The sequence below is a fragment of the Aeromonas sanarellii genome (assembly GCF_000820085.1).
GTDB classification, from domain to species: Bacteria; Pseudomonadota; Gammaproteobacteria; order Enterobacterales; family Aeromonadaceae; genus Aeromonas; species Aeromonas sanarellii.
Genome location: NZ_CDBN01000090.1, coordinates 1 through 13490, shown reverse-complemented (window position 1 = coordinate 13490; position 13490 = coordinate 1). Strand labels below are relative to the sequence as shown.

Sequence of the window (13490 nt, the reverse complement as noted above, 5' to 3'; positions counted from 1 at the left end):
CCGCCCCCGCGGCCGCCCTGCCCAGCACGGACACACCTATGCCGACACCCGGGATCTGCTGATCCGCCGGGGCATGGAGCTGCTGACCGAGCAGGGCATCGCCGCCACCTCCATCGAGCGGGTGTTGCAGTCGACCCGGATCCCCAAGGGCTCCTTCTATCACTACTTCGCCACCAAGCACGACTTCACCCTGGCGGTCATGGATGCCTATCACCACTACTTCTGCCGCAAGCTGACGCGCTATCTGGGGGATGCGAGCCTGCCCCCCCTGGCGCGCCTTGGCGCCTTCGTCGACAGCGCCTGCCTGGGCATGACCCGCTTCGCGTTCCAGCGTGGCTGCCTCGTGGGCAACCTGGGCCAGGAGGTGGTGCAACTCTCCCCCGAGCTGCGCCTTCGCCTCGAGCAGATCCTGCTCGACTGGGAGGCGCTGCTCGCCCAGTGCCTGAGGGAGGCGGTGACGACGGGGGATCTGCCTCACGACAGCGACTGCCCCGCCCTCGCCCATCAGTTCTGGATCGGCTGGGAAGGCGCCGTACTGCGCGCACGCCTGGTGGGCAATACCGAGCCGATGCTCTCTTTTCTCAATTTTTTCATGAAGTTAGCCAAGTGATTTTTTAACGCTCATTAATAGTCACGCAGTCCAATTAATGCGAGGAAGCAAGATGATCAAGGGTATTCTGATCGAGAAAGACGAGGCGGGTTATCGCGCCAGCTACCAGAGCCTCCCCGAGGAGGTACTGCCTGCCGGGGATGTGACCGTGGCGGTGGAGTGGTCTTCCCTCAACTACAAGGACGGCCTGGCCCTCACCGGTGCCGCCCCCGTGGTGCGCCGCTTCCCCCTGATCCCCGGCATCGACCTTGCCGGCACAGTGCTGGAGAGCCAGCACCCCGACTGGCGCCCCGGCGACAAGGTGGTGCTGAACGGATGGGGCGTGGGTGAGACCCACAGCGGCGGGCTGGCGGAGCGGGCACGGGTCCAGGGCGACTGGCTGGTGCCTCTGCCCTCTGGCTTGAGCCCCCGGGATGCCATGGCCATCGGCACCGCAGGGTACACCGCCATGCTCTGCGTGATGGCGCTGGAGAAGCACGGCGTGGCCCCCGGGGACGGTGACATTCTGGTGACCGGCGCCAACGGCGGCGTGGGCAGCGTGGCGATCGCCCTCCTGGCCAAGCTGGGCTATCGGGTCGTGGCCGCCACCGGACGGCTGAACGAGGCGGACTATCTCAAGTCCCTCGGCGCCGCCGAGGTGATCGATCGCGCCGACCTGGCCGCGCCGGGGCGACCTCTGGGCAAGGAGCGCTGGGCCGGCGTCATCGACACCGTCGGCAGCCATACCCTGGCCAACGCCTGCGCCACTACCCGCTACGGCGGCGCCGTAGCCGCCTGCGGCCTGGCAGGGGGGATGGACTTCCCCTCCACCGTCATGCCCTTCATCCTGCGCGGCGTCACCCTCTATGGCATAGACAGCGTGATGGCGCCGCGTCCGCTGCGCCAGCAGGCCTGGGCCCGGCTGGCCGAGGACCTCGACCTGACCCGCCTCCATCTCCTCACCCGGGAAGTGCCCCTCTCCCAGGTCGTGGCCCTGGGGGATGCCTTCCTGGCAGGCCAGGTGCGCGGCCGGATCCTGGTCAATGTCCAGGGGTGATGACTGACGCGATATGAGCCGGATCGCCTGACCAGGTCAGGCGATCCTCTCTGTGGCCAGGCTTATTCAGGCCATGGCAACCAAGCCGGGATGCCAATTCCATCAGCAGAACGCCTGCCCCTGGGGCAGACGTTCGTGAAGGTCAAAAATCAGAATGCCACTTCGTCAGTACAGAAAACGATCTGCTAGCCGATCACCGAACAGCATGACGACGAGCCCGGTCAGCATGACCAGCATTCCCCCCAGCCTTATCACAGATACCGGCCGCTGGATGGTGCCCAGCAGACCAAAATGGTCGATGGCCTGTGATGACAGCAGCTGTCCGACGATGGCCAGCCCAAGCAGGGCCGAAAAACCGATTTTCGGTGCCAGCACGACATAGCTGAACAGGGCGCATGCACCGATCAGGCCGCCAGCCAGACTCCACAGAGGCTGTGACGGAATAGCCGCAAGGGAGGTGAATAATCCGCCGCGCAGCAGCGAGAAGATCCCAAGGCTGAATGCCCCGGCCGCGAAGGAGAACAAGGCGGCGGTGACCGAATCTCCCCCGAGTCCTCGTGCCAACTGGCTGTTCAGGGTCGTCTACAGAAAAATGCATCCTTGAGTCTCATCACAGGCGCGATCAAGACCCCAACAGCCTTTGGCAGACCGATTTTGAATACAGGCCCGTCAACCTGTCACGCAGCTTCTCAGCCGGCTAATCCCTCCTTCTTGAGTCTGGCGCTGAAAAACTTCAGCGCTGTCTGGGTCTTTGCTGACTGGTCCGCGCCGAGGGCGATCCCGTGGCTGGCCAGGTAAGCCTTGAAATCGGCCGCGACCTGGAAGGCCTCTTTCGGCAGGCTCTTGACGGACAGCTCCATGATGTGTGAGCCATCAGGATAGAGCCAGACCTCGGTGACGATGGGGCGATCGAACACCGTCGTTTTCGGCGTGTGCTTGGCCTTGAGCAGGAAGGCGGGTCCGAGGAGGACCAACTGGTCCATCGGGATATCCGCAGGAGCATGGGCATCATAGAAGGCACGTTGTTCCTTGGAGAACAGCTTACGCAAAGGCATCTCGCCCGAGGCCACGTCAAGCACCTCCTGACCGGTACAGACCCCCTTGAACGAAGCCGAGCAGACGAATCCACCCGGCATCGCATCCACCTCGATTTTGAACGCTGCCACGCGGCGCAGCTCAGCATCTATGGTGGAGGGATCTACCGGACGAAGCTTGATGACAGTGTCTCCATCCCCCCCCTGGATGCGCCGCGCCCGGACGACGATGCCGGCCTTATACAGGGCCAGATCGGGTGTATCGAAGAAGAAAGCCTGTCGCGGCTGGGCCTCGACCGGATCGAGCCCTATGCTCTTGATCGTCGCACGGGCGCTGGTGAGGGGAACCGACAACTTGAGTTCAACACTGGTAGACCCCTTCACGAGCCTGAACATTTCGATTATCTGCTCGCTCGTAAGGGGCTTGGCCAGTGCTGGCTTCACCGTCTTGTGGGGCACTGGTGCTTGCTGCTGGGGAGCGACGGCCTTGGTGGTACTTACAGGCTTCGCGCTCAGTGTGGGTGTTGTGGTCGCCTTGCTCATCATGATGACATCCCCTTCGCTGCATTCAGCAAACCATTCGGCTCGATCGCCAAAACCTTTCTCATTGCAAATAGAGCAACATTCAGTCTCCGAAACGCTCGGCCAGCACGCCGTGACGCAGACCGCGATCGCTGACGGTGAAACTGTCCTTGCCCAGTTTCTCCATTATCGTTCGCACCACGCAGGCTCCGGCGAGGATCACCTCCGCACGCTTCGGCTGCAGGCCGACGATGGCTCGACGGGCATCCGCATCCCTCGACCGGTAGAGCTCGATCTGACGGTCAAGCTCCCCACGATCGACGATGCTGCCCTGAACAACTACCGGGTCATAGGTCGCGAGACGATGCATCACGGCCGTGATATTGGTTACCGCACCGCCCATCCCGGCCAGCGCGTCCGGTACCAGGTGCCCGTCAAGGCGCGAGAGGTCGGCCGAAATGGCCGCCATGACCTCGCGCAGCACCTCGGGCGAGACGGCACGGTCGAGCCCGAAACGCTCGGTGTAACTCACCGCTCCGACGTTGACGCTGAAACGCGTGTCGACCACGGCATCGTGCCCGAAGGTGAACTGGGAACTGCCACCGCCTGTGTCGAAGACGACCAGCGAACCCCAGTTCAGACCCAGGCCGGCCTTGGCAGCCAGATAGGCCATCCGGCTTTCCTCTTCACCCGAGATGACTTCGATATGAATGCCGGTACGCGCTCGAATGGCATCTACAACGTCACCTCCATTTGATGCAATTCTCAGCCCGGCGGTACCGACGGCGGCGATGGCCCGTACGCCATGCTGGTTGGCTTCGCCAACCATGCTTGCTATCGCTGCAATCGTCCGCTCGATGGCCGCTTCGATGATTCTGCCCCCTTGTGAAAGGCCTTCACCCAAGCGGGTCATCTCAGCCCGATCGACGACGGTCCGCCATTTTCCGTCGATGCTGCGCTCGCCGACGTGAAACTTGATGGAGTTGGTGCCGGCGTCTATCACGGCGTAGCGTTCGTTAACATCGTCTATCAGGGCGGCCAGACCCCGGGGATAGCTGGTGTTCGTGTAACCCTCCAGGCCAAGCCCCTGCACAGCCCGCATTACGCCGGCAGCGTCCTCCGATTCGACCGCAAGGGTTCGGGTCGACTTGCCGTCCGCCACCACCTCTGAGAGCTCTGCCATGCAGCCATCGACCGTATAGCGAACTCGTCGCTTGTGCACCCTCACGGCTCGGACTGTCCCACCCGGCGCGGCAAACTGCCCAATGAATTCATCGAGCGTATAGCCCTCACGCACCGACGTCGGCACCGGCAGCCGGAGGGCCTCAAGTACTTTCACGGCCTCAACCCCAGGAAGCGGGAAACCGGCCTTCATGACGGGCGTCCACTGCTCCAGTCCATCGGCGTTAACCTCCCGCAACACCTTGATATCCATCAACGCATCTCGTACTTTCACGTTCTCGCCAGCGCCGGATAGCAGGTAGATCTCGTCGCTTTCCTGGACTCCGCTAGGAGCGAGCCGAGCCAGCCGCTCCTCTGCAGCCCCGAAGCGCCTTCCAAATGAACGCCACTCCCAGCGTGGTCTGATCTCAGTCATCACCGTCTCCTTCTTTCCAATCAGGTATCCTGCTCCGCGCGATTCCCATTGCGCACTGGCGAGTCTGATGGCACTTCCCGTCAACCATTGGAAGGCTGCACCTGGACTCCAAGTGTAGTGGCCTAACGGTGATTCCCCCACTCTTAAGGTGGGATTACCTCATCTCCCTAGCGATGTGGGGAAAGCGGGTGGGATCTGTGTCGCCAGTTGCAAGCTGTGTAGACAAGAAATGGACAAAAAAGGAAAAGTGAGAGAGGGGAAACGCTGGGGAGCAGAAACAAAAACGACGCCATGAGGCGTCGTATCTGTTTAATCTGTCAGAAATTTTTCTTTAATCTTAATGGTGCCCGAGGCCGGAATCGAACCGGCACGCCGCGAACGGCGAGGGATTTTAAATCCCTTGTGTCTACCGATTTCACCACTCGGGCACCGCAATCGGTATCAAGTCCGCGCGGCGGGCTTGTCAATATGGAGGCACGTTCCGGAGTCGAACCGGACTAAACGGATTTGCAATCCGCTGCATAACCGCTTTGCTAACGCGCCATGCAAAAGAGAGAAACTCTCGATTGTCTGAATTTGGAGCGGGAAACGAGACTCGAACTCGCGACCCCGACCTTGGCAAGGTCGTGCTCTACCAACTGAGCTATTCCCGCATCGGTCCGGCTGACTGCCTGACTGTGAGAACGCATTCTAGCGATGTTCCTCGTCCAGTCAACCAAAAACATTTAATACGCTGATCGTTCGGGTGTTTTTTACCCTTGTCCCGCACTTTCAGCACTCATGGCCGTTTCTCGGCCCCAGTGGCAAAGAAACGATCATTTTCCCATCGGCGACTAGAAGCGGGAGTGGTAGGTCAGATCGCCCCAGGCCGCCTTCATGTACTGGAACATGGACCAGAAGGTAAGCACGGTGGCCACATAGAGCAGCACATAGGCGAGCCACACCATCCAGATGTCGTATTGCCAGATGAGGCCGGTGAGCGACACCATCTGGATCATGGTCTTCCACTTGCCAATCCAGCTGACCGCCACCGAGGAGCGCTTGCCAAGCTCGGCCATCCATTCGCGCAGGGCGGAGATGATGATCTCGCGGCCGATCATGGTCATGGCGGGGATGGTGACCCAGACGGTGTTGTAATGCTCGACGATGACCACCAGGGCCGCGGCCACCATGATCTTGTCGGCGACCGGATCGAGGAAGGCGCCGAAGGCGGTGGACTGGTTCAGCTTGCGGGCGAGATAGCCGTCAAACCAGTCGGTCGCGGCCGCCAGGATGAAGACGATGGCCGCCGCCATGTAGGACCATTGGTAGGGAAGGTAGAACAGGATGACGAAGACGGGGATGAGCAAAATCCGAAAGAACGTCAGCAGGTTAGGAATATTTGTCATTATTTTCAGCCACTTCTTGTATGCCGCTACATGGTAGCCCCAAGCCGATCGTCGATGCAACCGGACAGGTGCCCGCCTTGGTCTATTAATCCATCAATAACCTCAGGATGCGGGCCATTATGGCATTTGCGGCCCCCCTGCGTCACGGCTCTTGTGCGTCTGGTGCGAGGCCTGAGCACCAAAACGAGGGACGGATCGTGAATCGCCAGGCTCATCCCGCGCCGGCATGGCGGCTATCTATCCAAGCCTGGGCGAAACCGCACTCTATGGTCGTTCACTCGGGCACCTCGGATGCTTGGTTGGGCGCCTCCCACTCTCCGGGAATGCCCCGAGTAAACAACCTACAGCGAGATCACCGCTAGAGCGAGTGCAGGGCGTCGTGGATGGACTGGGCCAACTCCTGGCTGATGCCGGGCACCTTGGCCAGCTCGTCCACCCCGGCTTTTTTCACCTCCTGCAGGCCACCCAGGTATTTGAGCAGCGCCTGCCTCCGTTTCGGTCCCACCCCGGGAATGTCTTCCAGGGTACTGGTGGTGCGCGCCTTTGCCCGTCTGGCCCGGTGGCCGGTGATGGCGAAGCGGTGGGATTCATCGCGAATGTGCTGGATGAGGTGCAGGGCGGGCATGTCCGCCGGCAGGTGCAGCTCCTCGTGACTGTCCCCCAGGATCAGGGTCTCCAGCCCCGCCTTGCGGGTCACTCCCTTGGCGATGCCCACCAGGAGCGGATACTTGCCGCCGAGAAACTCCAGCTGGCGGGCCAGGATCTCCTCGGCGCGGCGCAACTGGCCGAGACCGCCGTCGATGAAGAGCACGTCCGGCACCTTGTCCGGCTCCTGCTGCTTGCCAAAGCGGCGCTCCAGCGCCTGCTCCATGGCGGCGTAGTCATCGCCGCCTGTGATGCCGTCGATATTGAAGCGGCGGTATTCCGAGGAGAGCGGCCCCTCCCGGTTGAACACCACGCAGGAGGCCACGGTGCGCTCCCCCATGGTGTGGGAGATGTCGAAACACTCCATGCGGGCGATGGGGGTCTCGAGCTCCAGCAGCTCCTCCAGCTGATCGTAACGGGCGGTGATGGTGCTCTTGTGGGCGAGGCGCGAGCGCAGCGCGGTCTGGGCGTTGATGGCGGCGAGCTTGATGAAACGCGCCCGTTCGCTGCGCGTCCGGCTCACCACCCGCACCCTGTAGCCGGCGGTCTGGCTCAGGGTGTCGGCGATGACGCTCTCATCCTCCAGCGCCACGTCCAGCAGCACCTCGCTCGGGATCTGCCGCCCCCCCTGCCCCGACAGGTAGAACTGCAGCAGGAAGGATTGCACCACCTCCTCCAGCGGCGTGTCGGCCGGCACCTTGGGGAAGTAGCTGCGCGAGCCCAGCACCTTGCCCTGGCGGATGAAGAGCACGTGGATGCAGGCGGTCCCCTGCTCGAAGGCGACCCCCACCACGTCCAGCTCGTCCAGCACGTTGCCGCTCACCGACTGCTGCTCGGTGACCCGGCGCAGGGCCTGGATCTGATCCCGATAGCGGGCCGCCTCCTCGAAGCGCAGATCGCCGCTGGCGGACTCCATCTTGCCCACCAGTTCCCCTATCACCTGCTGGTTCTTGCCCGCGAGGAACAGCTTGGCCAGTGCCACCTGCTGGGCATACTCGACCTCGCTCACCAGCCCCGCCACGCAGGGGCCGGCGCAGCGCTTGAGCTGGTAGAGCAGGCAGGGGCGGGTGCGGTTGGCATAGACGGCGTCCTCGCACTGGCGCACCGGGAAGATCTTCTGCATCAGGTGCAGGCTCTCGCGCACCGCGCCGCCGGAAGGATACGGACCGAAATACTCCCCCTTCACCTTGCGGGCACCGCGATGGACACCGATACGCGGGTGCTGATGGTCGGTGATGATGATCCAGGGGTAGGACTTGTCGTCCCGCAGCAGCACGTTGTAGCGAGGCTGGTACTGCTTGATGAGGTTGTGCTCGAGGATCAGCGCCTCGGTCTCGGTGTGGGTGACCGTTACCTGCACGTCGGCGATCTGGCGCACCAGGGTGCGGGTCTTGATGCTGTCGACGTTGGCCCGAAAATAGGAGGCGAGCCGTTTTTTCAGATCCTTGGCCTTGCCCACGTAGATGACGGTGCCGCCGCTGTCGTACATGCGGTAGACGCCGCTCTGGTGGGTGACGGCGCCGAGAAACGCCTTGCTGTCAAACAGGGGCTCGGGAGAGGGGGTCATGGGCAACTCGACTCAACGGATGAATGCAAAAAGACGGGGGAAGCATACTGCGCCCGCAGACTGAAAAGCAAAAGGGGCTGAAAAAGCAAAAGGCGGCACAGGCCGCCTTTGGTGTCCACACGCCCCCTTACAGGGTGTCGGCATCCAGCATGCCATAGCGAATGGCCAGATGGGTCAGCTCCACATCGCCGTTGATGCCCAGCTTGCTGAACAGGCGGTAGCGGTAGCTGTTGACCGTCTTCGGGCTCAGGTTGAGCTGCTCGGAGATGTCGGTCACCTTCTGCCCCTTGGTGATCATCATCATGATCTGCAGCTCCCGCTCGGAGAGGGACTTGAAGGGGTTCTCGTCGGCGGAGGCAAACTGGCTCAGGGCCATCTGCTGGGCGATCTCAGGGGAGATGTAGCGCTGACCGGAATGCACCAGGCGAATGGCGTGGATCATCTCGTCCGGGGCGGCTCCCTTGGTGAGATAACCGGCGGCGCCCGCCTGCATCACCTTGGTGGGGAACGGATTTTCTGAATGAATGGTCAGCACTATGATGCGCACATCGGGGCGGATCCGCAGGATCTTGCGGGTCGCTTCCAGACCGCCGATGCCCGGCATGTTCATGTCCATCAGGATCACGTCGGGGTGATGTTGCCGACAGAAGGCCACCGCGGTCTCCCCGCTCTGCGCCTCGCCCACCACCTTGATCCCGCGGACGTCTTCCAAAATGCGTCTTATCCCTGTACGCACCAACTCATGATCATCGACCAGGAATACATTAATCACCCAAACACCCCGTTTTTTATCTCGTTATATGCCAGTTAGGGTTAACACGGCGTCTTGCATCATAACCAAACTCGCCGATTTGGCAAACCATGGCCGGGAAAAGTTTGAAACTGCTCGTAAAATCCGTTTTAAATCAAATTACTATATAAAGAATCAACAGAAAAACGGCGCCTTGAGGCGCCGTAATGCATCAAACCCGTTCAGCCGGCCTCATCCGGCCAGCAGCGCGCGCACCTTGTCGAGGTCGGCCTGGGTATCCACCCCCACCGGCGGGGCCTCGAGCGCCTGGGCCACGTGGATCTTCTCCCCGTACCAGAGCACCCGCAGCTGCTCCAGCGCCTCGACCTGCTCGAGCGCGCTGGGCGCACAGTCCACGTAACGCTGGATGAAGCCGGCGCGATAGGCGTAGATGCCGATGTGGCGCTGGTAGTGCGCGCCAATCTGCTCGTGGCTCCCCGCAAAGCGATCCCGATCCCAGGGAATGGGGGCGCGGCTGAAGTAGAGGGCATACCCCTCCCTATCGGTCACCACCTTGACGGCATTGGGGTTGAACACCTCTTCGGCATCGTGGATCGGCACCGACAGGGTCGCCATGGGCGCCGTGGCGACGGCCAGGTTGTCCGCCACCTGGCGGATGATGGCGGGGGGAATGAGGGGCTCATCCCCCTGCACGTTGACCACGATAGTGTCGGCGGCAAAGCCGTAGTGACGGCACACCTCGGCCAGACGCTCGGTGCCGGACTGGTGATCCGGTGAGGTCATGCACACCTCGACCCCGGCAGCGGCGGCAAAGGGGGCCAGGGCCTCCTGCACCCGCTCGTCATCGGTGGCGACTATCACCCGATCGGCGCCCGATTGCAGGGCCTTCTCCACCACGTGCTGCACCATGGGCTTGCCGTGGATGTCGGCCAGCGGCTTGCCCGGCAGCCGGGTGGAGGCATAACGGGCCGGAATGACGACGACGAAACTCATGGCTTCAGCTCTTCCAGCGGCAGGTGGCGGGCCCGGTTCTCCAGCAGCACCGGGATCCCCTCTTCCAGCGGATAGGCCAGCCTGTCGAAGCGGCAGATGAGCTCCTGGGAACCCGCGTGAGCCTGATAGTGCAGCTTACCCTTGCAGACCGGGCAGGCGATGATGTCGAGCAGTTTAATATCCAGTGCCACAACCAAACTCCTTTAACGATGTCGGACAGGCGATGATGCCTGGCCATTGATATGCTGTGCCGGGCCCGCTGCCGGGCCCGTTCCGTTGCGTGGGCGCGGGGTCAGGCCGTGCGCCCTCTCTATGTTTTCCGGTTGCCGGCCGGGGCCGACACACCCGCCCCCTGCAGGGTACGCAGCAGCGCCTCCCCCAGGGCATCGGGCAGCTCGGCGCTGACCGGCAGGTACCACCAGTGCGCCGGCGCGAAGGGGCGGCACTTGACCGCATCCTTCTCCGTCATCAGCAAGGGGCGCTGGCCGAAGCGGGCGAGCAGTTCGGCGGCGTCGAACGCCTGGTGATCCCCGTAGCCGACGCTCTGCTCCAGCTCGTAGCCGAGAGACGTCAGAGTGGCGAAGAAGCGGGGGGGATGGCCGATGCCCGCCAGGGCGTCCACAGGCCCCGAGAGGGGTGCCTCGAGCGGCGCGTCGTCGCACACCCGGCGAGGGGTGCCCGGGATCAGGCCCATGGCGTACTCGCCCGGCGCGGGCTCGCCGCCGTTGCAGAGGATGGCATCCACCCGCTTCAAGCGGGTGATCGGCTCGCGCAGAGGCCCCATGGGCAGCAGGCAGCCATTGCCGAAGCGGCGCATCCCGTCCACCACCACCAGTTCGATGTCGCGGGCCAGGGCATAGTGCTGCAGGCCGTCGTCGGTGACTATGATGTCCACCTCGCCGCTATGCTCCAGCAGGCGCACCGCGTCGGCCCGTTTGGGGGCCACCGCCACGGGGCAGCCGCAGCGTCTGGCGATGAGCACGGGCTCATCCCCCGCTTCGGTCGGGGTGCTGGTCTCATCGAGCCGATAGGGATAATGGGGGGCCTTGCCGCCATAACCCCGGCTCACCACGCCGGGGCGCCAGCCGCGGGCCTGCAGTTGCTCCACCAGCCAGACCACCACCGGGGTCTTGCCGTTGCCCCCCACCGACAGGTTGCCCACCACGATGACCGGCAGGCTGGCGCGATAGCTCGCGAGCCAGCCCCGGCGATACCCCAGACGGCGGATGCCGCTGACCAGGGCAAACAGCAGGGCGAAGGGGGCCAGCCACCAGCGCCAGCCGCTGTTTCCGTACCAGAGCCGCGCCAGCATCAGGCCTGGTTATCCACGGCAGCGCCGGCCGCCGCATGGCCGAACTGGATGGCGCGCAGTTGGGCATAGGTGCCCTGCCGGGCCATCAGTGCCTGGTGGTTGCCACGCTCGACGATGTGGCCCTCGTCGATCACCAGGATCTCGTCCGCCTTCTCGATGGTGGAGAGGCGGTGCGCTATCACCAGCGAAGTGCGCGCCTTGCACAGCTCGTCGATGGCCGCCTGGATGTGGCGCTCGGACTCGGTGTCCAGGGCCGAGGTGGCCTCGTCCAGCAGCAGCACCGGGGAGTCCCGCAGCAGGGCGCGGGCGATGGCGATGCGCTGGCGCTGGCCGCCGGAGAGGGAGGCGCCGTTCTCGCCGATGACGGTGTCATAGCCGTCCGGCATCTTGCGCACGAAGTCGTCCGCATGGGCGATGCGGGCCGCCTGCTGGATCTCGTCGCGGCTGTACTTCTCTTCCGCCGCGTAGGCGATGTTGTTGGCCACGGAGTCGTTGAACAGGTGCACGTGCTGGGAGACCAGGGCGTACTGCTTGCGCAGCTCGCTCAAGCGGTATTCGCGGATGTTGACGCCATCCAGCAGGATCTCCCCCTCTTCGATGTCATAGAAGCGGGTCAATAGGCTCGCGATGGTGCTCTTGCCGGAGCCGGAACGGCCCACCAGGGCCACGGACTTGCCCGCCTCAACCTTGAAGCTGATGTTGTGCAGCGCCGGGGTGTCCTTGGTCGGGTAGGTGAAGGTGACATTGCGGAATTCAATTTCGCCGCGGGCACGCTCCAGGGTGCGGGTGCCGGTATCCTGCTCCGGGGTGGAGTCCAGCAGGCCGAACAGGCTCTGGCAGGCGGTGATGCCGCGCTGGAACTGGTTGTTCACGTCGGTCAGGCTTTTGAGCGGCTTGAGCAGCATCATCATGGAGGTGACCATGACGGTGAAGGTGCCCGCGGTCAGGGTCGCCTTGACGCTGTCGATGGTGGCCACATAGAGGAAGACCGCGAGGGCCACGGAGGCCACCATCTGGACGATGGGGCTGCCGATGGCGTCGGCGGCGACCATCTTCATGGTCTGCTGGCGCATCCGGTTGCTCACCTGGTAGAAGCGCTTGTCCTCCACCTCCTGGCCACCGAACATCAGCACCTCCTTGTGCCCCTTGAGCATCTGCTCGGTGGAGGTAGTGATGTCACCCACCGCCTGCTGGATGTGGCGGCTGATCTTGCGAAAACGTCGGCTGATGATGCTGATGAGGATCCCGACCAGGGGACCCACCACCAGGAAGATCACCGACAACTGCCAGGAGTGCCAGAACATCAGGCCGAGCAGGCCGATGACGGTGGCCCCTTCCCGCACCAGGGAGACCAGGGTGGAGCTGGCGGCAGACGACACCTGGCCGGCGTCATAGGTCACCTTGGAGAGTAGGTTGCCGGTGTTCTGACGATCGAAGAAGCTCATGGGCATCGCCATCAGGTGGCTGAACACCTGCTGCTGCAGACGCATCACCACGTGGTTGCCGACCCAGGCCATGCAGTAGTTGGAGAGGAAGGCGGCGCAGCCACGCAGGGCCACGATGCCGAGCACGAAGAAGGGCATCCACTTCAGCACGCTGCTGTCGTTGCCGTTGAGCCCCTGATCGATGAGCGGCTTGATGGAGTAGACGAAGGTGGTATCCACGGCCGCATAACCCAGCATGCCGATGATGCCGCCAACCAGTCCCAGCTTGCGATCCCGGACATAACCGAGCAGGCGCTTGAAGACGGTCCAGCTCTCTTGTGAGGTTTCTTGTTGCATGAATAGCCGTTAATAAGGGAAATGACGGGCTATTCTAGCCAAACCTTGAAGCTTCACCAAGCGCCGCCGGCGCGATGGGCCGAACCCGGGTCACAAAGGGGGGGCTCCTGGCAAGGGGCGACTTGCCGGCCGCTCACTCCTCCCGCCATACCTGGGGTCGCCACCAGGCTCCGCCGCGCCTGTACCAGGGCCCCTGCTCCCGCTCGGCCCGGATCCTGAGCCCCGCGTCCCCCGGCTCGATCAGGATGGCGCCC

12 protein-coding genes and 3 tRNA genes are annotated in these 13490 nt (G+C 63.2%); 2 read left to right on the top strand and 13 right to left on the bottom strand.

Annotated elements, in window-relative coordinates; all coding sequences use genetic code 11:
* Both acuR and acuI read left to right on the top strand, forming a co-directional pair.
* Nucleotides 1-610, top strand: a 610-nt coding sequence (gene acuR / locus BN1132_RS16295) for an acrylate utilization transcriptional regulator AcuR (RefSeq protein WP_042078842.1), incomplete at its 5' end; no start/stop codon positions are given.
* 52 nt (nucleotides 611-662) lie between these two features.
* Nucleotides 663-1646, top strand: a complete 984-nt coding sequence (acuI, locus tag BN1132_RS16290; RefSeq protein WP_042078841.1) for an acrylyl-CoA reductase (NADPH) — start codon at nucleotides 663-665, stop codon at nucleotides 1644-1646.
* Nucleotides 1647-1811: 165 nt separating this feature from the next.
* On the opposite strand, the gene BN1132_RS16285 is transcribed toward acuI, so the two are convergent.
* The 13 genes from BN1132_RS16285 to msbA all read right to left on the bottom strand — a co-directional run bounded on the left by BN1132_RS16285 (nucleotide 1812) and on the right by msbA (nucleotide 13236).
* Complete coding sequence (locus BN1132_RS16285) at nucleotides 1812-2222, bottom strand: DMT family transporter (RefSeq protein WP_339361508.1); 411 nt, start codon at nucleotides 2220-2222, stop codon at nucleotides 1812-1814.
* A gap of 113 nt (nucleotides 2223-2335) precedes the next feature.
* Nucleotides 2336-3226 carry a CYTH domain-containing protein gene (locus BN1132_RS16280; protein WP_052447040.1) on the bottom strand — a complete coding sequence of 297 codons (891 nt, stop codon included), beginning with the start codon at nucleotides 3224-3226 and terminating at the stop codon, nucleotides 2336-2338.
* A 79-nt stretch (nucleotides 3227-3305) separates the two neighbouring features.
* The gene (locus BN1132_RS16275; RefSeq protein ID WP_042078840.1) at nucleotides 3306-4799 is read right to left on the bottom strand and encodes a Ppx/GppA phosphatase family protein; all 1494 of its coding nucleotides are present in this window, start codon (nucleotides 4797-4799) and stop codon (nucleotides 3306-3308) included.
* Nucleotides 4800-5140: 341 nt separating this feature from the next.
* A tRNA-Leu gene (locus BN1132_RS16270) sits at nucleotides 5141-5227 on the bottom strand.
* Nucleotides 5228-5268: 41 nt separating this feature from the next.
* Nucleotides 5269-5342 (bottom strand) — tRNA-Cys (locus BN1132_RS16265).
* A 34-nt stretch (nucleotides 5343-5376) separates the two neighbouring features.
* Nucleotides 5377-5452: transfer RNA gene (locus BN1132_RS16260), tRNA-Gly, on the bottom strand.
* A gap of 180 nt (nucleotides 5453-5632) precedes the next feature.
* On the bottom strand, nucleotides 5633-6187 hold the full coding sequence (gene pgsA / locus BN1132_RS16255) for a CDP-diacylglycerol--glycerol-3-phosphate 3-phosphatidyltransferase (protein ID WP_042078839.1): 555 nt from the start codon (nucleotides 6185-6187) through the stop codon (nucleotides 5633-5635).
* A gap of 358 nt (nucleotides 6188-6545) precedes the next feature.
* Nucleotides 6546-8399 carry an excinuclease ABC subunit UvrC gene (gene uvrC / locus BN1132_RS16250; RefSeq protein ID WP_042078843.1) on the bottom strand — a complete coding sequence of 618 codons (1854 nt, stop codon included), beginning with the start codon at nucleotides 8397-8399 and terminating at the stop codon, nucleotides 6546-6548.
* Between the two features lie 127 nt (nucleotides 8400-8526).
* Nucleotides 8527-9171, bottom strand: coding sequence for a UvrY/SirA/GacA family response regulator transcription factor (gene uvrY / locus BN1132_RS16245; RefSeq protein WP_010675231.1), 645 nt, complete (start codon nucleotides 9169-9171; stop codon nucleotides 8527-8529).
* A gap of 210 nt (nucleotides 9172-9381) precedes the next feature.
* A complete protein-coding gene (gene kdsB / locus BN1132_RS16240) occupies nucleotides 9382-10143 on the bottom strand; it encodes a 3-deoxy-manno-octulosonate cytidylyltransferase (RefSeq protein WP_042078838.1) in 762 nt (253 codons plus the stop codon).
* Nucleotides 10140-10334 carry a Trm112 family protein gene (locus BN1132_RS16235; RefSeq protein ID WP_042078837.1) on the bottom strand — a complete coding sequence of 65 codons (195 nt, stop codon included), beginning with the start codon at nucleotides 10332-10334 and terminating at the stop codon, nucleotides 10140-10142. Before BN1132_RS16235 ends, kdsB begins: the two co-directional genes overlap by 4 nt.
* A gap of 119 nt (nucleotides 10335-10453) precedes the next feature.
* Nucleotides 10454-11455, bottom strand: coding sequence for a tetraacyldisaccharide 4'-kinase (lpxK, locus tag BN1132_RS16230; protein ID WP_042078836.1), 1002 nt, complete (start codon nucleotides 11453-11455; stop codon nucleotides 10454-10456).
* On the bottom strand, nucleotides 11455-13236 hold the full coding sequence (msbA, locus tag BN1132_RS16225) for a lipid A ABC transporter ATP-binding protein/permease MsbA (protein WP_042078835.1): 1782 nt from the start codon (nucleotides 13234-13236) through the stop codon (nucleotides 11455-11457). Before msbA ends, lpxK begins: the two co-directional genes overlap by 1 nt.
* Nucleotides 13237-13490: the final 254 nt, after the last annotated feature.